At 68.0% G+C, this 17,114-nt stretch carries 16 protein-coding genes; 5 read left to right on the top strand and 11 right to left on the bottom strand.

Features of this window, described 5'->3' with window-relative positions; all coding sequences use genetic code 11:
- Nucleotides 1-2: 2 nt before the first annotated feature.
- The 3 genes from NMQ03_RS05020 to NMQ03_RS05010 are packed head-to-tail and all read right to left on the bottom strand — an operon-like array spanning nucleotide 3 to nucleotide 2,991.
- Nucleotides 3-635, bottom strand: coding sequence for a lactate utilization protein C (locus tag NMQ03_RS05020; protein WP_255174653.1), 633 nt, complete (start codon nucleotides 633-635; stop codon nucleotides 3-5).
- A complete protein-coding gene (locus NMQ03_RS05015; RefSeq protein ID WP_255174652.1) occupies nucleotides 632-2,191 on the bottom strand; it encodes a LutB/LldF family L-lactate oxidation iron-sulfur protein in 1,560 nt (519 codons plus the stop codon). The genes NMQ03_RS05020 and NMQ03_RS05015 overlap by 4 nt, the downstream gene beginning before the upstream one ends.
- The gene (locus NMQ03_RS05010) at nucleotides 2,188-2,991 is read right to left on the bottom strand and encodes a (Fe-S)-binding protein (RefSeq protein WP_255174651.1); all 804 of its coding nucleotides are present in this window, start codon (nucleotides 2,989-2,991) and stop codon (nucleotides 2,188-2,190) included. The genes NMQ03_RS05015 and NMQ03_RS05010 overlap by 4 nt, the downstream gene beginning before the upstream one ends.
- 186 nt (nucleotides 2,992-3,177) lie before the next feature.
- Between NMQ03_RS05010 and NMQ03_RS05005 the strand changes: the two genes are divergently transcribed.
- The 5 genes from NMQ03_RS05005 (at nucleotide 3,178) to NMQ03_RS04985 (ending at nucleotide 9,467) form a co-directional block, all read left to right on the top strand.
- Complete coding sequence (locus NMQ03_RS05005) at nucleotides 3,178-4,923, top strand: L-lactate permease (RefSeq protein ID WP_255174650.1); 1,746 nt, start codon at nucleotides 3,178-3,180, stop codon at nucleotides 4,921-4,923.
- A gap of 69 nt (nucleotides 4,924-4,992) precedes the next feature.
- A complete protein-coding gene (locus NMQ03_RS05000; protein WP_255174649.1) occupies nucleotides 4,993-5,739 on the top strand; it encodes a FadR/GntR family transcriptional regulator in 747 nt (248 codons plus the stop codon).
- Between the two features lie 16 nt (nucleotides 5,740-5,755).
- Nucleotides 5,756-8,581 (top strand): FAD-binding and (Fe-S)-binding domain-containing protein, encoded by a 2,826-nt coding sequence (locus tag NMQ03_RS04995; RefSeq protein WP_255174648.1) that lies wholly within the window; start codon nucleotides 5,756-5,758, stop codon nucleotides 8,579-8,581.
- Nucleotides 8,582-8,686: 105 nt separating this feature from the next.
- Nucleotides 8,687-9,328, top strand: coding sequence for a hypothetical protein (locus tag NMQ03_RS04990; protein WP_255174647.1), 642 nt, complete (start codon nucleotides 8,687-8,689; stop codon nucleotides 9,326-9,328).
- Nucleotides 9,321-9,467 (top strand): hypothetical protein, encoded by a 147-nt coding sequence (locus NMQ03_RS04985; protein ID WP_255174646.1) that lies wholly within the window; start codon nucleotides 9,321-9,323, stop codon nucleotides 9,465-9,467. Before NMQ03_RS04990 ends, NMQ03_RS04985 begins: the two co-directional genes overlap by 8 nt.
- On the opposite strand, the gene NMQ03_RS04980 is transcribed toward NMQ03_RS04985, so the two are convergent.
- The 8 genes from NMQ03_RS04980 to NMQ03_RS04945 all read right to left on the bottom strand — a co-directional run bounded on the left by NMQ03_RS04980 (nucleotide 9,464) and on the right by NMQ03_RS04945 (nucleotide 17,113).
- A complete protein-coding gene (locus NMQ03_RS04980) occupies nucleotides 9,464-9,727 on the bottom strand; it encodes a hypothetical protein (RefSeq protein WP_255174645.1) in 264 nt (87 codons plus the stop codon). The two genes, NMQ03_RS04985 and NMQ03_RS04980, sit on opposite strands and share 4 nt — an antisense overlap.
- Nucleotides 9,728-9,899: 172 nt before the next feature.
- Complete coding sequence (locus NMQ03_RS04975) at nucleotides 9,900-10,997, bottom strand: DUF2891 family protein (protein ID WP_255174644.1); 1,098 nt, start codon at nucleotides 10,995-10,997, stop codon at nucleotides 9,900-9,902.
- 21 nt (nucleotides 10,998-11,018) lie between these two features.
- Complete coding sequence (locus tag NMQ03_RS04970) at nucleotides 11,019-11,990, bottom strand: DUF979 domain-containing protein (RefSeq protein WP_255174643.1); 972 nt, start codon at nucleotides 11,988-11,990, stop codon at nucleotides 11,019-11,021.
- Entirely contained in the window at nucleotides 11,987-12,457 is a 471-nt protein-coding gene (locus NMQ03_RS04965; protein WP_255174642.1) for a 5-oxoproline transporter, DUF969 family subunit, read from the bottom strand. The genes NMQ03_RS04970 and NMQ03_RS04965 overlap by 4 nt, the downstream gene beginning before the upstream one ends.
- Nucleotides 12,450-12,701 carry a 5-oxoproline transporter, DUF969 family subunit gene (locus NMQ03_RS04960; RefSeq protein ID WP_255174641.1) on the bottom strand — a complete coding sequence of 84 codons (252 nt, stop codon included), beginning with the start codon at nucleotides 12,699-12,701 and terminating at the stop codon, nucleotides 12,450-12,452. Before NMQ03_RS04960 ends, NMQ03_RS04965 begins: the two co-directional genes overlap by 8 nt.
- A 209-nt stretch (nucleotides 12,702-12,910) precedes the next feature.
- Nucleotides 12,911-13,588 carry a GntR family transcriptional regulator gene (locus tag NMQ03_RS04955; RefSeq protein ID WP_255174640.1) on the bottom strand — a complete coding sequence of 226 codons (678 nt, stop codon included), beginning with the start codon at nucleotides 13,586-13,588 and terminating at the stop codon, nucleotides 12,911-12,913.
- Nucleotides 13,589-13,662: 74 nt separating this feature from the next.
- Entirely contained in the window at nucleotides 13,663-15,429 is a 1,767-nt protein-coding gene (locus tag NMQ03_RS04950; RefSeq protein ID WP_255174639.1) for a biotin carboxylase N-terminal domain-containing protein, read from the bottom strand.
- Nucleotides 15,422-17,113: a 5-oxoprolinase/urea amidolyase family protein gene (locus tag NMQ03_RS04945; RefSeq protein WP_255174638.1), complete on the bottom strand. Its 1,692-nt coding sequence runs from the start codon at nucleotides 17,111-17,113 to the stop codon at nucleotides 15,422-15,424. Before NMQ03_RS04945 ends, NMQ03_RS04950 begins: the two co-directional genes overlap by 8 nt.
- Nucleotide 17,114: the final 1 nt, after the last annotated feature.

The following is a 17,114-nucleotide window of genomic DNA, read 5'->3' as shown; positions in this document are numbered from 1 at the left end:
CTCTAGCGGGCAATGATGACGTCAAGCCTGCGCGGTCCATGGACGCCCTCCACGCGTTCGAGCTCGATGTCGCTGGTGGCACTCGGCCCGCTGATCATCGTGACGGGCCGGGTCCCGTCGATCCGGCCCAGCGCCTCGGGCAGGATCCCGGTGATATCGGCGGCCTTCACCACGCAGATATGGTGGTCCGGGACCAGGCTGATGGCGCGGCGGCCCTGGTTGGCGCTGCCGTCCAGGATGATGGTTCCCGTCTCGGCGACCGCCACGGCGCTGCCGGTCACCACGGCATCAATGCCATCGAGCTCGGCGACGCTGAGCGGTGCCGCCGGAGAGTCGACGCGGCGGCGGGACCCGCCGTCGTCGCCGGTTCCTGCCAGCCACCCGGCGTCGAACCCTTCGGGCACGACGAAACTGCGCGCCCCGTCAAGGAGCGACGCAATCCGTGCGGGCACCTCTGCTTCCGGAACCACCGCCACCTGCGCCTTGTAGTCCACCAGCCGGTCCACCAGGAGCTCGATCAGTGCGTCCGTGTCCAGTTCCGATGCTGCCCGGTATTCCCGCGGAATCTGCGGCGCCTGCGGGCTGTCCTGCAATGCTGCCCTGATCCGGGAGAGGATGTCTTCGCGTGCGGTCATTGCGGGGTTTCCTTCGTGTCTGGGGACGGCGTGCGGGACGGACCGGCCTCCGGTGTGCCAGGCGTGCCGGGAGCGCCGCCGGCGTTCCGGTGTTCTTTGGCCCACCAGTCCCGGAACGACTGCGCCGGCGGCGCCGGGATGTCGCGGCTTTGGGTCCAGCCGGCGGCGATGCCGGGCAGCTTGGTGATCTTCCTGTCCGGTCCCGCGGCCAGGCGGCCCAGCGGCAGCCCCTTCTCCACCAGGCCCAGGCGTTTGCCCGAGGACAAAGCCCAGGATGCGGCTTTCATGCCCACATCCATCTGGCTGGGGACCTTCTTCTTTCCGCGCTTGCTGTCCACATCCACGCTGCGCAGGTGTACCAGGATGTCCGGGATGTTGATTTTGACGGGGCAGGCATCGTAGCAGGCACCGCAGAGGGAGGAGGCGTACGGCAGGGAGTTGTTTTCCTCCGCCTCGATGCCGGTGAGCAGCGGGGAGAGAATCGCGCCGATGGGGCCCGGGTAGGTGGAGCCGTAGGCGTGGCCGCCCGTGCGCTCGTATACCGGGCAGACGTTCATGCAGGCGCTGCAGCGGATGCAGTGCAGGGCGGAGCGGCCCATTTCATCGGCGAGCGCGGCGCTGCGGCCGTTGTCCAGGAGCACCAGGTGCACGTTCTGCGGCCCGTCGCCCTCCGTTACTCCGGTCCACAGGGAGGTGTACGGGTTCATCCGCTCCCCGGTGGAAGAACGCGGGAGCAGCTGCATGAACACTTCCAGGTCCTGCCAGGTGGGCAGCAGCTTCTCGATGCCCATCACCGTGATCAGCGTTTCCGGAAGCGTGAGGCACATGCGGCCGTTGCCTTCGGATTCCACGACTGCCAGGGTGCCGGAGTCGGCAAGGGCGAAGTTGGCCCCGGACACGGCCACCTTCGCCGTGAGGAACTTCCGGCGCAGGTGCTCGCGGGCAGCCATGGCCAGGACGGAGGGATCGTCGGTCAGCGCAGGATCGGCACCGGGCATTTCGCGGAGGAAGATGTCCCGGATTTCGGTGCGGTTCTTGTGGATGGCGGGTACCAGGATGTGGCTGGGCTTGTCGTGGTCCAGCTGGACGATGAGCTCGGCGAGATCGGTTTCGAAGGCCCCGATGCCCTGCTCCTCGAGGTACTCATTGAGCCCGATTTCCTGGGTGGCCATGGACTTGATCTTGACCACTTCGGTTTCGCCGGTGTCCCGGACCAGTCCGGCCACGATTTCGTTGGCTTCCCGGGCGTCGCGGGCCCAGTGGATCACGCCGCCGCGTGCGGTGAAGTTCGTTTCGAACTCCTCCAGGAGCTCGGGCAGCCTGGCCATCACCGCCTGCTTGATGGCGGACCCCGCGTCGCGGAGCTGTTCCCAGTCGGGCAGTTCGGCGACCACGGCCTGGCGCTTGTCGCGGATGGTGTGGGTGGCATGGCCGAGGTTGGCGCGCAACTGCGCGTTGCCCAGTTCACGGTGCGCCGCCGTGGGGAAGGACTCCCCGGCGAACAGGTTGCCCGAGCCGAAGGCGGGCAGGGCGGGCATTCCCAGGAAGGTGGTCATCGCAGGGCCTTTCCGGTGGAGACGCGGACTTCGCCGATGACGGACGCCGGTTCTTCCATGGTGCTGGCGAGGATTTCGGCCAGGTGGAGGGTCGTGGTGGAGCTGCCCTGGCGGGACAGTCCGCCGCCGATGTGCATCAGGCAGGAGGCGTCCCCGCCGGTGCAGAGCTCGGCCCCGGTGGATTCGATGTTGGCCGCCTTGTCCTGGAGCATGGCCGACGAGACATCGGCGTTCTTCATGGAAAACGTGCCGCCGAAGCCGCAGCACTGGTCCTGTTCGGGCAGCTCGGCAAGGTCGATTCCCTGCACGGTCCGCAGCAGTCGGGACTGCCTGTCACCGAGCCGCAGCAGCCGCATCCCGTGGCAGCTGGGATGGTAGGTCACCCGGTGCGGGAAGTAGGAACCCAGTTGGGCCCCGGCGTCGGTCACGCCCAGCACGTCCACCAGCAGTTCGGACAGCTCGTAGGTTTTGGTGCCGACGGCGGTGGCGCGGGCTTCCAGGGCAGCGTCGCCGCAGGCGCGCGCCACCATGGGGTGCTGGTGCTTGACCGAGGCCACGCAGGACCCGGACGGGGCGACCGCGACGTCGTAGTCCGCGGTGTCGAATGCGGCCACGTGGTTGGCGATCACCGGGACGGCTTCTTTGAGGTAGCCGCTGTTGACGTGCATCTGGCCGCAGCAGGCCTGGCCGGAGGGGAACACTACTTCGTGTCCCAGCCGCTCCAGGATCCTGACGGTGGCCTTCGCCGTGGCCGGGTACATCGCGTCCACGATGCAGGTGGCGAACAGGGCAATTCTCATGACGGCCTTCCGGAGGGGGAGCGTATGGTCTGACCACAGTAGACCACGTGATGGCCGCCACTGACAAGCCCGCAATGAGATGGTGAACCGGCTCACATTCCAGCCAAAAGTGGGCTACACTTCCGTGGTCGGACCATTGTGGTCTGACCAAAGCCATCCCCATCGCCCTCATCGTGGAGGAACTTCGTGGACCACTTCACCCCCAGCACAGACCCGGTGCTGAACAGCGTTGCCTGGTCGGCCATCGTCGGCCTGCTGCCGCTGCTGACCTTCTTTGTCCTTCTCGCCGTCGTCAGGACCAAAGCCCACGTGGCCGGGGCCTTCGCCCTGCTGGTGGCCCTGGCCGTGGGCATCCTGGCTTTCAAGATGCCCGCAGGCCTGGCGCTTCTGTCCGCCACCCAGGGCGGGGTCTTCGGCGCCTTCCCCGTGCTGTGGATCGTGGTCATGGCCGTCTGGCTCTACCAGGTCACGGTGCTGAGCGGCCGTTTTGAAGACCTCCGCCGGGTGTTCGATGTCATTGGCGGCGGCGACGTCCGCCTGCAGGGCGTCCTGATCGCGTTCTGCTTCGGCGGCCTGCTCGAGGCCCTTGCCGGCTTTGGTGCGCCGGTGGCCATCACCGCCACCATGCTGCTGGCCCTGGGCCTGCCCCCGCTCCGGGCCGCTGCTGCCGTGCTGGTGGCAAACACCGCCCCGGTCGCCTTTGGTGCCATGGCCATCCCGATCACCACCGCTGCGGGACTCACCGGCCTGCACGCCACCGACATTGGTGCCATGGTGGGTCGCCAGGCGCCGCTCCTGGCAACCTTCGTCCCGCTGATCCTGCTCTTCATCCTGGACGGACGCAAGGGTTTGAAGGACTGCTGGCCTGCCGCGCTGGTCATCGGATTCTCCTTCGCCGCAGCGCAGTTCCTCTGCTCAAACTTCTTCTCCTACGAACTCACCGACATCATGGCTTCGCTGGTGGGCCTGGGCGCGGCTGTGCTGTTCTTCCGCTTCTGGAAGCCCCGGGGCACCACAGCAGCGCGTGACCGGCTGGGCGTCGCCGCGGAGGCTGCCGCGGCCGGCACCACGCCGGCAGGCCAGGGTCCGCGAAGCGCCCGGTCCGGCAGCGTCGCCACCGTAGAGGCGGCCGACGGCGAAAGCCTCACCCCGGCACGCACGTGGCTGGCACTGTTTCCCTACTTCCTGGTCATTGTGGTGTTCGGCATCGCCAAACTGTGGAAGCTCGGCGTCGACCTTCCGGCCGCCCTCGCCGCCACCGATGTCAAGGTTCCATGGCCTGTCCTGCACGACGCCCTGGTGAGCGCCGACGGCAAGCCGCTGTCCTCCACCGTCTACGTCTTCCAGTGGCTGTCCAGCCCGGGCACGCTCCTGCTGATCACGGGGTTGATCGTCGCGGCCGTCTACGCCCGCTTCGATGACGGCGGCCGCTTCCACATGACAGTAGCCAACGCCGTGGCCGAAATCGGACGGACCATCTTCAAGATGCGCTGGGCCGGCCTGACCATCATCACGGTGCTCGCCCTGGCCTACGTCATGAACAACTCGGGCCAGACGGTCTCGATCGGCGTCTGGCTGGTAAGCACCGGAAGCTTCTTCGCGTTCCTCTCCCCGGTGCTCGGCTGGCTGGGCACGGCCGTGACCGGTTCGGACACCTCCGCGAACGCACTGTTTGCCAAGCTGCAGCAGACTGCCGGCGTGAATGCAGGCATCGACCCGAACCTGCTCGTGGTAAGCAATACGGCCGGCGGTGTGGTGGGCAAGCTCATCAGCCCGCAGAACCTCGCCATTGCCGCCACCGCCGTGAACCTTGACGGCCAGGAGTCTGTCCTTCTGCGTAAGGTAGTCGGATGGAGCGTGGGGTTGCTTCTGGTGCTGTGCACCATCGTCTACCTGCAATCCACCCCAGTCCTGGGCTGGATGCTCCCGTAGCCCTCCACCCGCGCACAATCGGGGTGCGGGCCCTCCCGGCCCGCACTCCCCCACTCCAGAGGATCGCCCGTGACACCCGCCGCAGCCGGAGCAGCCCCCCGACGTCGAACCCACGATGCGCTCCTGAAAGACATTGAAGCGGATCTGCGGGTAAGCAAAATCAAGGTCGGTGACCGGCTCCCGGGCGAACGGACCCTGGCGGAAAACTACGGAATATCCAGGGCGTCCGTACGCGAGGCCATCCGCATCCTCGACGCCATGGGCGTGGTCCGAAGCTCAGTGGGCTCCGGTCCCACCTCCGGCGCCATTGTGGTCTCCGATCCGTCCGCCGGGCTCTCCTCCGCCCTCCGGCTGCATGTTGCCAGCAACCGGCTGCCAGTCCAGGACATCGTCCAAACCCGTATCCTCCTGGAGACGTGGACTGCCCGCGCCGGTGCAGTGCGCGAAGGCGGCGACGCGGAGCGGAAACAGGCGGCCCAACTGCTGGAGGCCATGGACCAGCCCGAACTGGACCGGGCAACCTTCCACGAGCTGGACGCCAGGTTCCATGTGGCGCTGAGTTCGCTCGCAGGCAACGAAGTCATGGCCACCATCATGGAGTCCCTCAGCGGCTCGATCGTGGGCTACGTCAAGGGAGCCATGGACGCGATGGAGGACTGGCCGGCGGTCCTGGCAGCACTGCGCACCCAACACCACGGAATCTTTGATGCCGTCCAGTCCCGTGACGGCGAACTCGCCGCACGCCTGCTGCGCGAACACATCGAATGGTTCTACCAGCGGGCCGGGGACGCCACCCCGCCCCACCCCATTACCTGATTTCCTGGAGCCACGCATGAGAACCACCGCAGGAGCCGAATCCCCCGTCCACCAGCTGGATCTGGATACCGTCAGCACGCGGGACCTGGACCGCCATGCCATGGCACACGACGCCTCGCACTACCTCCTGGTCCCGCAAGGCGTAGCCACCCCACGCAATGCCGCCGACGTTGGCGCCCTGCTCCGGCGCAGCCGGGAGCTTGGGCTTCCCGCCACCTTTCGGTCCGGTGGCACGAGCCTTTCCGGGCAGGCCCTGAGTGATAGCCTGCTGATCAACACCCGCCAGCATTTCCGCGGTGTTGAGGTGCTCGACGGCGGCGCCCGGGTTCGTGTCCAGCCGGGCGCCACGGTGCGCAGCGTCAATGTCCGGCTGGCTGCGTTTGGACGCAAGCTCGGCCCCGATCCCGCCAGCGAAATCGCCTGCACCGTGGGCGGTGTCATCGCCAACAACTCCTCAGGAATGGCGTGCGGCACTGAGCTCAACACCTACCGGACGCTGGAATCAATGGTGCTGGTGCTGCCCTCGGGCACGGTCATCGACACCGCCGACGCCGACGCCGACCGGCGGTTGCGCGAGCTGGAACCGGAACTCCACGAGGGGCTCCTGAGGCTGCGCCGGCGGGTGGTGGGAAACGACGAGTCCGTCCGCATCATCCGTTCACTGTTCTCGATGAAGAACACCATGGGCTACGGCGTGAACTCCTTTCTGGATTACGAACGTCCCGTGGACATCCTGATGCACCTGATGATCGGCAGCGAGGGAACCCTCGGCTTCGTGGCGGAGGCTGTCTTCCGGACCGTCGAGGTCAAACCCGCCGTCGCCACCGGGCTGCTCGTCTTCAATACCCTCGATGCGGCAATGGGAGCCCTGCCGGACCTGGTGTCCACCGGCCTTGCCACCATCGAACTCATGGACGCGGCAGCGTTGAAGGTGGCCCAGTCCGCCGCCGACGCCCCCGCCGCCATCCGTTACCTGCCAGTCCAAGGACACGCCGCGCTGCTGGTGGAACACCAGGGCGCGGACGCCGCCGACCTGTCCGGCAAGCGGGCAGGCTCGCAGCAGCTGTTCGACTCGCTGGATCTTGCAACACCCTTCGCGCTGACCTCGGACCCGAAAGACCGGGCTGCCCTCTGGCACGTCCGCAAGGGCCTGTACACGGCCGTGGCCGGCGCCCGCCCCTCGGGAACCAACGCACTGCTGGAGGACATCGTTGTCCCGGTTCCCGCCCTTGCCGGCACCTGCGGCGAACTGACGCGGCTCTTCCACGAGCACCATTACAAGGAATCGGTGATCTTCGGGCACGCCAAGGACGGAAACGTCCACTTCATGCTCAACGAGCGCTTCGACGATCCGGACCAACTGCTGCGCTACCAGGCCTTCACTGACGAGATGGTGGACCTGGTCCTCGGCGCGGGCGGTTCACTCAAAGCCGAGCACGGGACCGGCCGCATCATGGCCCCGTTCGTCCGCCGCCAGTACGGCGACGAGCTCTACACAGTCATGCAGGAGATCAAGCGGCTGATTGACCCGCCCAATCTCCTGAACCCGGGTGTGCTGCTCGCCGACGAACCACTCTCCTACATCGAGAACCTGAAGGTGGCTCCCACCGTCGAGGAGGAAGTGGACCGCTGTGTCGAGTGCGGGTACTGCGAACCGGTTTGCCCCAGCAAGGACATCACGCTTACTCCGCGCCAACGCATCGTGCTTCGGCGCGACATTGCTGCCGCTGAGCAACGCGGCGACCACGCCCTCGCCGCCAGCCTGCGCAAGGACTATGACTACGACGGCGTGCAGACCTGCGCCGCCGACGGCATGTGCGTCACCGCCTGCCCGGTGTTGATCAACACCGGAGACCTGGTGCGGCGGCTGCGCAAGGAAAATGCCAACACCGTCGCCGCGGCCGGCTGGAACAAGGCCGCCGAAAACTGGGGCGCCGTGACCGCCGGCGGCGGCCTGGCCCTGACTGTAGCCAAGGCCATGCCGGCGCCGCTGCCAAAGGCCGCCACCGCCGTCGGCCGTGCGCTGCTGGGACCGGAGACGGTGCCCGCCTACGCCGACGTGCTGCCAGGCGGCGGTTCCAGGCGCCGGGAACGCCGGGACCTAGGCAGCGTGGCGGTGTTCTTCCCGGCCTGCATCGGCACCATGTTCGGCCCTGCGGATGGCCCGGAAGGCAAGGGAAAGGGCTCGGCCCAGGCATTCCTGGACCTCTGCGAACGTGCCGGAGTGGGCATAACCGTCCCGGAAGGCATCGAGAGCCTGTGCTGCGGCACCCCGTGGAAATCCAAGGGCTTCTCCCAGGGCTATGACGCCATGACAGCCAAGGTCCTGGACCAGCTGTACGAGGCCAGCGGCCGCGGCAGGCTGCCCGTGGTGTGCGATGCCGCTTCCTGCACGGAAGGCCTGGACACCATGAAGCGTCTTGTCGGCGCGGACGGAGAACGGTATGCCGGACTGCGTTTTGTTGACTCGGTGGAGTTCGTCCAGCAGCACGTCCTGGGCCAGCTCACGGTGACTGCTCCGCTGGGTTCCATGGCTCTGCACCCCACGTGCTCATCCACCCAGCTGGGAACCAACCCCGCGCTGCTCGAAATTGCCGGGGCCGTCACGGAAGATGTCTTCGTGCCGCTCAACTGGGGCTGCTGCGCGTTCGCCGGCGACCGGGGCCTGCTCCATCCTGAACTCACCGACTCCGCGACCAACCGGCAGGCCGGCGAGATCAACGAGCGGGAGTTCGACGCCTACGCCTCTACAAACCGCACCTGCGAGCTGGGAATGTCCAAGGCGACTGGCCGCTCCTACCGCCACCTGCTGGAAATCCTCGAGGAGGCCACCAGGCCCTGAGGCATCCCCGCTAGACTTGGCCGGGCAAGGACGGATTGGGGGATCCAGGGCGGCACAGCCGCTTGTTCCGCTGGTCGGTCGCAGCCAGCGGACCCAAGGACCATCATGACCTTCTTCCAGGACTTTCCCGTCCCTCCCCTGCCGCCCCGGCCGCGGGCAACCAGGCTCGTCCCGCCGCCCTGGGTGGCCGCTCCCGCTTACGAAGTGCCGGCTGTTGTCCACCTCGGCAGGTTCGTGAGCCGGACGCCGGGAATGGTGGTGGCGGTCAAAGGCGCCGAAGTCTTCTCTACCGGGTGCCTGTTCAGTCTGTCCTGGCTCTTCCGCCGGACCGATCAATCCGATGGGGACTGGGACGATTTGCAGCCGCTGTTTTTCCAGCCTGGCAGGGGCTTTCATGGGCGCAGCGAACGGCAGACCGGGCTGATGTTCGGCGTCGAATTCCCCGATGGTTCAAAGGCCAGCACCGGCAGCCAGGTACCCTACGGGTTGATGGAACCGGGCACCAACCCGGAACCCCCGGTCCTCGCCCTGAACGGCGGTGGTGGCGGCGGTGGCGATGAGGAGTTCTCCGGCAGCGGCACGCTCTGGCTGTGGCCGCTCCCGCCGGACGGGGACCTCCGGCTGGTTTGCCAGTGGCCGGATTTCGGCCTGGCGGAAACGTCATTAATGCTCGACGGCGGGACGCTGCGGAGTGCCGCGGCGTCCGTTCAGCCGTACTGGCCGGAGGAGGAGCGCACTGATGGGTGACTTTACCGGGCTTGTCCTGTTTGTCCTCGTCGGGGCCGTCTTATTCTACATCCTGTACGGCGTGATCCGCGCCGCGGTCCGCGATGGAATCCTGCAAGCCGACGAGCGGCGCGCGAGACGCTCCGAACAGCTGAATTAGGCCTCCACCGCGGTGACGATGCTTCCGTACCCCTGCAGGAACATCCGCCGGCCCTGGCCTTCGTCGGTCCACACCCAGATAACGGAGTAGTCCGATGTCACGGCATCCACCACCCCGGTGCCGGAGACGGTTCCCTCGGCGAAGCGGACTCTGTCCCCCGCGGCGATCCGGGGATGCCTGGTCCGCTTCCTCCTGGGCTTGAGGGCGGTTTGCCCTGCCGTCGCAGGGTCTGACGTGCAGGTGCTGACGTGCTGGCGCATGGGATTCCTCTGGGCTCGCGGGCGGACGGTCAGCTCATTACGACCCTGCCCGCTGCTCCCAGGTCACGCGCTGGGCGTGGTGGGAAAAGACTAACGCGGCGGTGCCCATATGGGCACCGCCGCGTCCTTTCAAACCAAATGTGACTGGTTGATCCCGTCACCTGCTGGATGGTCAGTCCAGCGCCGCCACGGATCCCAGCGCGTCCCAGGCGAAGCTGGCCAGCCAGTGCGTGGACATGAAGTCGCCGCTCTCCAGCCCGTGGAGCCCGGCCTTCAGCAGCGGATCCAAGGCCTCGTTGAGCACAGCCGCCGCGGCGGAGGCCTCGGGCCTGGTGGATTCGCGGAGCGTGGCGATGATGCGTGCCACCTGTCCGGCGCGGGTCAGGTTGAGCCCGTGCAGATGCACCAGGTAGCCGTCGGTCTCATCTGTGACGCCCACCGGCTGCAGGATCCGCGACTCCACGGAAAGCTCCGGGAGGAACGCTGCGAACCAGGCGGCGAACTCATCAGCGGTCAGGACGCGGCGCATCAGGTCCGCCTCGCTCAGGCCGGCGGAGAGGAAGTCCTGGCCGCTGAGCTCCCAGTCGCCCGGCCAGCCGCGGTCATTCGCGAACCAGGTGCGGGCCGCTTCCTCGCAGGCCTTCGCCGCATCAGTACGGCCGAGCGAGCGGAAGGCATCCAGCATGTAGCCCACGCCGAATGCAGCATTCGTGTGCAGCCCGTGCCGCACCGGGTATTGGGCCTTGGCCATCCACGCCACGCTGAGCTCCGCCACGGCGTCCACCAGCGGATCCAGCGCGGTGCCCCATTCACGGAGCTGTGCATCGGAGGAGCCAGCACACGTGGCGGCCAGCCGCATCAGCCACGCCCACCCGTAGGGCCGCTCCCAGGAGGGGTTGGCTACCAGGTAGTCCCGTTCCACTGCCAGCTTGGCCGGCGTCAGGTTGGCGCCCAGTGCTTCCCGGAGCGACGCCCCGGTGGAGCTGTCCACCCAGGCTGCCGTGCCGCCGTCGGACGCTCCCGCCGGGGCAGCCCCTGCAGGAGGCGACCCGTGGGTGCCGCCCAACAGGCTGGCCCCCAGCCAGTGCATGTGCACGCAGGAGTGCCAGTCGAAGGAGGTGTAGAAGGCGGGGTGGATCTGCTCCGGAGTGGGCCGGTCGTCAGCGGACACCTGGGTGTGGTGGGCCGAGTGCGGGAAGGCCTCGGAAAGGTTGCCCAGCACCACGGCCGCATAATCCGGTGCCGCCTGTGCGCGAAGATCGTTGTCCATGGTGCTCCTTTGCGAAGGGGTTTAGTGGAAGGCCAGGAAGTACATCAGCGCGATGTTGACCGCCAGCAGCGGGATGGCCGTGCCCACCTGCGCCGTGATGACGCCGTACTTGTTCTTCATTTCCAGCAGCGCGGACGGCACCAGGTTGAAGTTGGCGGCCATGGGGGTGCAGAGCGTGCCGCAGAAGACGGCCAGCATGCCGATGGCGAAGACGATGGCGGGGTCGCCGTGGAACGTCTGCACCAGCACCGGCCAGCCGATCGCCGCGGTCATGATGGGGAACGCCGCGAAGCCGTTGCCCATCAACACGGTGAACAGGAACATGCCGATGCAGTAGACCAGCACGCCGGCGATCAGGGAGCCCTTGGGCAGCAGGCCGGAGGCAAGGGTCCCCACTGCGACGCCCACGCCGGCCTTGGTGAACAGGATGCCCAGCGTGGTGAGCATCTGCGGCAGCAGCGCGGCCCACCCAATGGATTCCAGGATGCGGCGGCTTTCGAAGATGGGCGTCGCCGGGTTCTTGGGCTTGAGGATCAGGAGGGCGACGACGACGGCGGCCACGGCGCCGATGGCCAGGGCTACCAGCGTGGTGTTCTTGGGATCCAGCAATGGGGTGCCGCCGAAGTTCAGCACCGGCGCGGCGAGCACCAGGATGACCGTGACCAGCGGCAGCGTCAGGGCCGGGATGAAGAGTTTGTTGCCGAAGCGCTTGGCGTAGGCCTCCCGCTCCGGCCCGGTGGAGGTGCGGTGCTTGCCGTGGCCCAGCAGGCCGGTGGAGGCCAGGACCACCAGGACCAGGACGGCGATGCCCAGGATCCACCCCGGCGCGGTGCCGGCCTGGACCCAGGTGCTGTAGAAGAAGCACAGGCCCAGGATGCCCCAGAAGGCGGAGCTTCCCCAGCGGCGCGGGTGATTGGCGTCGGCGGCGATCAGCGATGCCCAAGCGACGAACAGAATGCCGACCAGCCAGTAAACGGCTTCAACGTTGATCATTTGGCTTCTCCTGCGGTTTCCTTCTGGGCGGTGAGCTCAAACTCGCGGTATTCCTTGTCCAGCTGCTTGTCCAGGCGCAGGAGCCGGAAGCCGTGGATGAGGAACGCGGCTATGGCGGTGGGGATGGCCCAGAGGGCCAGCTGGAGCGGTTCCAGGTGGAGGTGGTACGTGGTGTCGACGAACGTGGTGATCAGCAGGATGGAGCCGACGGCCACGAATACGTCCTCGCCGAAGAACACGCCCACGTTGTCCGCGCCGGCGGAGTGGCCCTTGATCTTCTCGCTGATCTTTTCCGGCACGTGCCCGTAGCGCCGCAGCGCTGCACCCTCGGCCATGGGGAACACCAGCGGGCGGACGGTCTGGGCGTGGCCGCCGATGCTGGTCAGACCCACGGCGGCAGTGATCTGGCGGACGGCCAGGTAGCCGATCAGGACGCGGCCGGCAGTCAGCTTGGCGAGCTTACCCAATGAGGATCTTGGCTTGCTCCTGCAGTCCGAAGAACTCGATGATGCCCACCACCGGCAGCACCGCCACGAAGATGGTGACAGAACGGCTGCTGGCGAAGCCGGTGCCGAACGAATCGAGGATCTGTGCGGGGTTCATCCCGCCCAGCAGTGCGGTGACGATGCCGGCGACGGTGACGACAATCAGGGGGTTCAGGCGGATGGCGAAGCCAACGATCACCAGCAGCACCCCGATGAGTACAAGCATGATTATCCCTTCCCAGGGGACCCGTGACGGGTCTGCGAAAGTGGGGGCCGGCGCGTCCGTGCCCGGTTGACTGGTTGGGCGGCGCCGAGGGGCGGGAGCCCCGGTTACGTCAGAGCTGCAGAATGTAGTGAGCTGCAGAACAACGGTGTGATCCACAGCATACCGTTTTGTTCAACAATCCTGCAACCCCTCCCTTGGAAGGGCCTGGGTCAGCGTTCGACTGCGGCGAGCAGCTGCGCTTCGGCGCGGTCCAGGTAGGCGGACAGGAAGTCCGCTGCCGCGGCCCGGTCTCCGGCTTCCATGAGCTCCACGATCCTGGCGTTGTCCTCCACGTACGGCTCATGGAATGCGGGGTTGGCGGCCATGGAGTGGAACACCAGGCGCATTTCGGCCAGGACCTGGTCCATGAGGCTGTTGAGCCGCTCACTGCCGGCACGGTCTACGAGGGCACGGTGGAAGTCCTGGTTGGCGCCCGCCATGCCGGGAATGTCCCCCTCCACAGCGGCAGCCCTCGCTGCCTTGATGATCGCGGCCAGGGGCTCCATGGACGTTTCTCCGGACCACAGCACCGCCGCAGGTTCCAGGAAGCGGCGGACGCGGTAAATCTCGCGGATGTCATCCGCCGTGGGATGGGCGACGAAGACGCCCCGGTTGGGGATGCGGGTGACGATGTGCTCGGCGTGGAGCGCGGTGAACGCCTCCCGCAGGGTGTTGCGTGACACGCCAAGGGCCTCGCGGAGGGCTTCCTCCGCGAGCTTGGAACCAGGCTTGAGCTTGCTTACCGCGATGCGGCTGCGGAGCTGGGCAGCCACCCAAAGCCCGGTCTCGGAGTGCTTTGTGGTCCTGGCCTGGGCCTGGAGATCGGCCAGCACCTCGTCAAACGTCATGGCACCACGATATCGGCCCGCGGCCGCACCAAAGGCCTGCTGCCACCCGGGACCCGCTCATCCAGTCGCCGGCATCACCCGATGCTGGTGAGCACCTGGCCGGGCGCGACGGGGTCCCCTGCCGCTGCGAACTGCTCACCCAGCGTGCCGGCCCGGTGGGCGGCGACGGCGGTCTCCATCTTCATGGCTTCGAGCACCAGGACCGTTTCCCCTTCCTCGACCGAGGCTCCGGGCTGGGCCAGCCACTTGACCACTGTGCCGGCCATGGTGGCCAGCAGGTCGCCGTCGTTCTGCACCGACTCTTCCTCCGCCTTCTGCTGCGGGCCGTCCGCACCGTCCCGGCCGGCTGCACCGCGTCGGCCGCCGCCGTCCAGCAGTGAATCCAGCAGCGCCTTGGGCAGCCCCAGCTCCATCCGTTTGCCGTCCACCTCGATGCCGATGGTCCTGCGGGGCTCCTCCGGGGCGGCGGGGCTGAAGGCAGGGTCTGCCTCCAGGGATGCGGCGAACCCGCTCTCGATCCAGGTGGTGTAAATGTCCAGCCCGTCGGTGCGGGTGAAGTCCGGGGCCTCCACCACGGCCCGGTGGAACGGCAGCACGGTGGCCAGGCCGCCGATGCGGAACTCGCGCAGGGCGCGGCGGGCGCGGCGCAGGGCCTGCTGCCGGTCCGCGCCGGTGACCACCAGTTTGGCGAGCAGGGAGTCGAACTGCCCCGGCACCACGGAACCGGCGCGGACACCGGTATCGACGCGGATGCCAGGCCCGGTGGGCACCTCGAACCCGGTGACGGTGCCCGGGGACGGCAGGAAGCCGCGGCCCGGGTCCTCGGCGTTGATCCGGAACTCGAACGCGTGGCCGCGCGGTTCCGGGTCCTCCAGGATGGGAAGTTCCTCCCCCGCCGCGATGGCCAGCTGGGCTGCCACCAGGTCCACGCCCGAGGTCTCCTCCGTGATGGGGTGCTCCACCTGCAGCCGGGTGTTCACCTCCAGGAAGCTCAGGAAGCCGCTGCCGTCCAGCAGGTACTCCACCGTGCCGGCGCCCACGTAGCCGGCTTCGCGGCAGATGGCCTTGGCCGAAGCGTGGATCGCCGCCCGTTGGTCGGGGGTGAGGAAGGGTGCGGGGGCCTCTTCCACGAGTTTCTGGTGGCGGCGCTGCAGCGAGCAGTCGCGGGTGCCCACCACCACCACGTTGCCGTGCGTGTCAGCGATGACCTGGGCTTCGACGTGGCGGGGCCGGTCAAGGAATTTCTCCACGTAGCATTCGCTGCGGCCGAAGGCGGCGAGGGATTCGCGGACGGCGGAGTCGAAGCTCTCCTCGATGTCGGCCTGGTTCCGGACCACCTTCAGGCCGCGGCCGCCGCCGCCAAAGGCGGCCTTGATGGCGACGGGGAGTCCCACTTGCTCCGCGAACGCCCGGACCTCGGCGGCGCTGGCCACCGGGCCGTCGCTGCCCGGGGCCAGCGGAGCGCCGGCGCGGATGGCCACTTCGCGGGCGCTGACCTTGTCGCCCAGGAGCCGGATGGTTTCCGGGGACGGGCCGATCCAGGTCAGGCCGGCGTCGATGACTGCCTGGGCGAAGCCGGCGTTTTCGGACAGGAAGCCGTAGCCGGGGTGGACGGCGTCGGCGCCGCTTTTCGCCGCGATGGCGAGGATCTTCTCGATGTCCAGGTAAGTGTCCTGGGGCCTGGAACCGGGCAGCGCGTACGCCTCGGTGGCGGCGGAGACGTGCAGTGCATGGGCGTCGGGATCGGCGTAGACGGCCACGCTTTCCAGGCCTGCATCGTCGCAGGCCCGGGCGATCCGGACGGCAATCTCGCCTCGGTTGGCAATGAGGACTTTACGCATGGGGGCTTTCCTTAGGTGTTTCGGGCAGTTCTGCCGGGAGCGTGGCGGCGAACCGCACGGTGGTGCCGGGGGGAAGTTGGGCGGCTTTGTCCAGGTCTGCGTGGACGACGACGGCAATCACCGGATACCCGCCGGTCACCGGGTGGTCGGAGAGGAACAGGACGGGCTGGCCTTCCGGGGGTACCTGCACGGCGCCGCGGACGGTTCCCTCGCTGGCCAGTTCACCGTCCCGGTTTCGGGTGAGCGCGTGGCCGTTCAGCCGCAGGCCGATCCGGTTCGACTGCGGTGTGACGGTCCACTCCTGTTTGAGGAAGTCCTGCAGGGTTTCGTCGCTGAACCAGTCCTGCCGGGGCCCGGGGACCACCCGCAGCACGGTGGCTTCGTCCCGGTCCGGGAGGGGTGAGACCTCGGGGTGGCCCACGATGCTCCCGGGTGCGGGAGTCCGCACGGGCAGGATGGTGCCCGCTTGAAGCGGTTCGGGGCCGATGCCGGACATGGTGTCCGTGGAACGGCTGCCCAGGGCTTCGGGTCCGCCGAGTCCGCCGCGGACACCCACGTAGGAGCGGAGGCCTGCGGCGGGGGTGCCGACGGTCAGCCGCTCCCCTGCCAGGAGGGCAAAGGGGGTGTCGCACGCCGGCTGGCGTACCGCCGTCGTCCGCTGTTCTGCTTCGATGGCCACCTGCTCTTCCGCAGTCCGCGGCTCTTCCGGGGGCGTGATCTCCAACGGAACGGCTGCGCCGGTGACGGCAAGGACCTGGTCGCTGAGGGCAACGAGTTCGAGTCCGCCGAAGAGGAGTTCGATTCCGGCGTCGCCTTCGCTGTTGCCCACCAGGCGGTTGGCGCGGCGGAGTGCTCCGCGGTCCATGGCGCCGGCGCTGCTGACGCCCAGCGACGCATAGCCCGGGCGGCCCAGGTCCTGGATGGTGGACTGCAGTCCGGGCTTGCGGACGGCGAGGCCTTCGGTGGCTTGTTCTTCTTTTGAAGCCGCGCCGGTACCGGACTGTTGGTGGTGGGTCACGGTCGCCTGGGCACGGATGGCGTTGAACCGGACGGTGTCCCCGGGCCGGACCAGAGCGGGACTCTCCCGGCCCAGGTCCCACATGGCGGCATCGGTCCGGCCGATCAGTTGCCAGCCGCCCGGGGACTGCCGGGGGTAGACGGCCGAGTAGGCGCCGCCCAGGGCAACAGCTCCGGCGGGGACGGCGGTGCGCGGCGAGCGGCGGCGGGGAACCTCCAGGCTGGAATCCTGCCCGGTGAGGTAGGCGAAGCCCGGAGCAAAGCCGGCGAAGGCCGCCGTCCACAGCTGGCCGGTGTGCGCTGCAACTACTCCCCCGCGGTCCAGCCCGGTGAGCGCGGCCACCTCATCCAGGTCCTCGCCGTCGTACACCACGTCAATGGTGACCAGCGTGCTCGCGGTTTCCGCGGGCACCTCGAGGTCCAGGCTGCGGACGTGCGCGGCCAGTGCCTGCGCTGCCCGCGGCGAGTCCGTCGTAATGAGGACCGTGCAGGCGGCAGCGATGACGTCCACCTGGCCCGGCTGCGGATGTGCGGTGAGCTGCGCCTGGAGGCTGAGGACAGCGTCCAGGGACGGCAACTCCGCCAGGATGGCCCTGTCCCCTGCGGGGCGGATTCCGGTCAGGGCCGCGTGGGCGGCCGCGTAGGCTGCGTGCTGCTGCGCGGTCATG

Origin of the sequence: Arthrobacter sp. DNA4, assembly GCF_024362385.1 — a bacterium.
In the GTDB taxonomy this organism is placed as follows: Bacteria; Actinomycetota; Actinomycetes; order Actinomycetales; family Micrococcaceae; genus Arthrobacter.
This window is presented reverse-complemented; position numbering and strand designations above follow the sequence as displayed.

Excerpts from the sequence above, each read along its gene's own strand:
- NMQ03_RS05020 (WP_255174653.1), bottom strand. The coding sequence starts at position 635 with ATGACCGCACGCGAAGACATCCTCTCCCGGATCAGGGCAGCATTGCAG.
- NMQ03_RS04990 (WP_255174647.1), top strand. The coding sequence starts at position 8,687 with ATGACCTTCTTCCAGGACTTTCCCGTCCCTCCCCTGCCGCCCCGGCCG.
- NMQ03_RS04975 (WP_255174644.1), bottom strand. The coding sequence starts at position 10,997 with ATGGACAACGATCTTCGCGCACAGGCGGCACCGGATTATGCGGCCGTG.
- NMQ03_RS04960 (WP_255174641.1), bottom strand. The coding sequence starts at position 12,701 with ATGCTTGTACTCATCGGGGTGCTGCTGGTGATCGTTGGCTTCGCCATC.
- NMQ03_RS04950 (WP_255174639.1), bottom strand. The coding sequence starts at position 15,429 with ATGCGTAAAGTCCTCATTGCCAACCGAGGCGAGATTGCCGTCCGGATC.
- NMQ03_RS05010 (WP_255174651.1), bottom strand. The coding sequence starts at position 2,991 with ATGAGAATTGCCCTGTTCGCCACCTGCATCGTGGACGCGATGTACCCG.
- NMQ03_RS04955 (WP_255174640.1), bottom strand. The coding sequence starts at position 13,588 with ATGACGTTTGACGAGGTGCTGGCCGATCTCCAGGCCCAGGCCAGGACC.
- NMQ03_RS04980 (WP_255174645.1), bottom strand. The coding sequence starts at position 9,727 with ATGCGCCAGCACGTCAGCACCTGCACGTCAGACCCTGCGACGGCAGGG.
- NMQ03_RS05015 (WP_255174652.1), bottom strand. The coding sequence starts at position 2,191 with ATGACCACCTTCCTGGGAATGCCCGCCCTGCCCGCCTTCGGCTCGGGC.
- NMQ03_RS04995 (WP_255174648.1), top strand. The coding sequence starts at position 5,756 with ATGAGAACCACCGCAGGAGCCGAATCCCCCGTCCACCAGCTGGATCTG.
- NMQ03_RS04985 (WP_255174646.1), top strand. The coding sequence starts at position 9,321 with ATGGGTGACTTTACCGGGCTTGTCCTGTTTGTCCTCGTCGGGGCCGTC.
- NMQ03_RS04970 (WP_255174643.1), bottom strand. The coding sequence starts at position 11,990 with ATGATCAACGTTGAAGCCGTTTACTGGCTGGTCGGCATTCTGTTCGTC.
- NMQ03_RS04945 (WP_255174638.1), bottom strand. The coding sequence starts at position 17,113 with ATGACCGCGCAGCAGCACGCAGCCTACGCGGCCGCCCACGCGGCCCTG.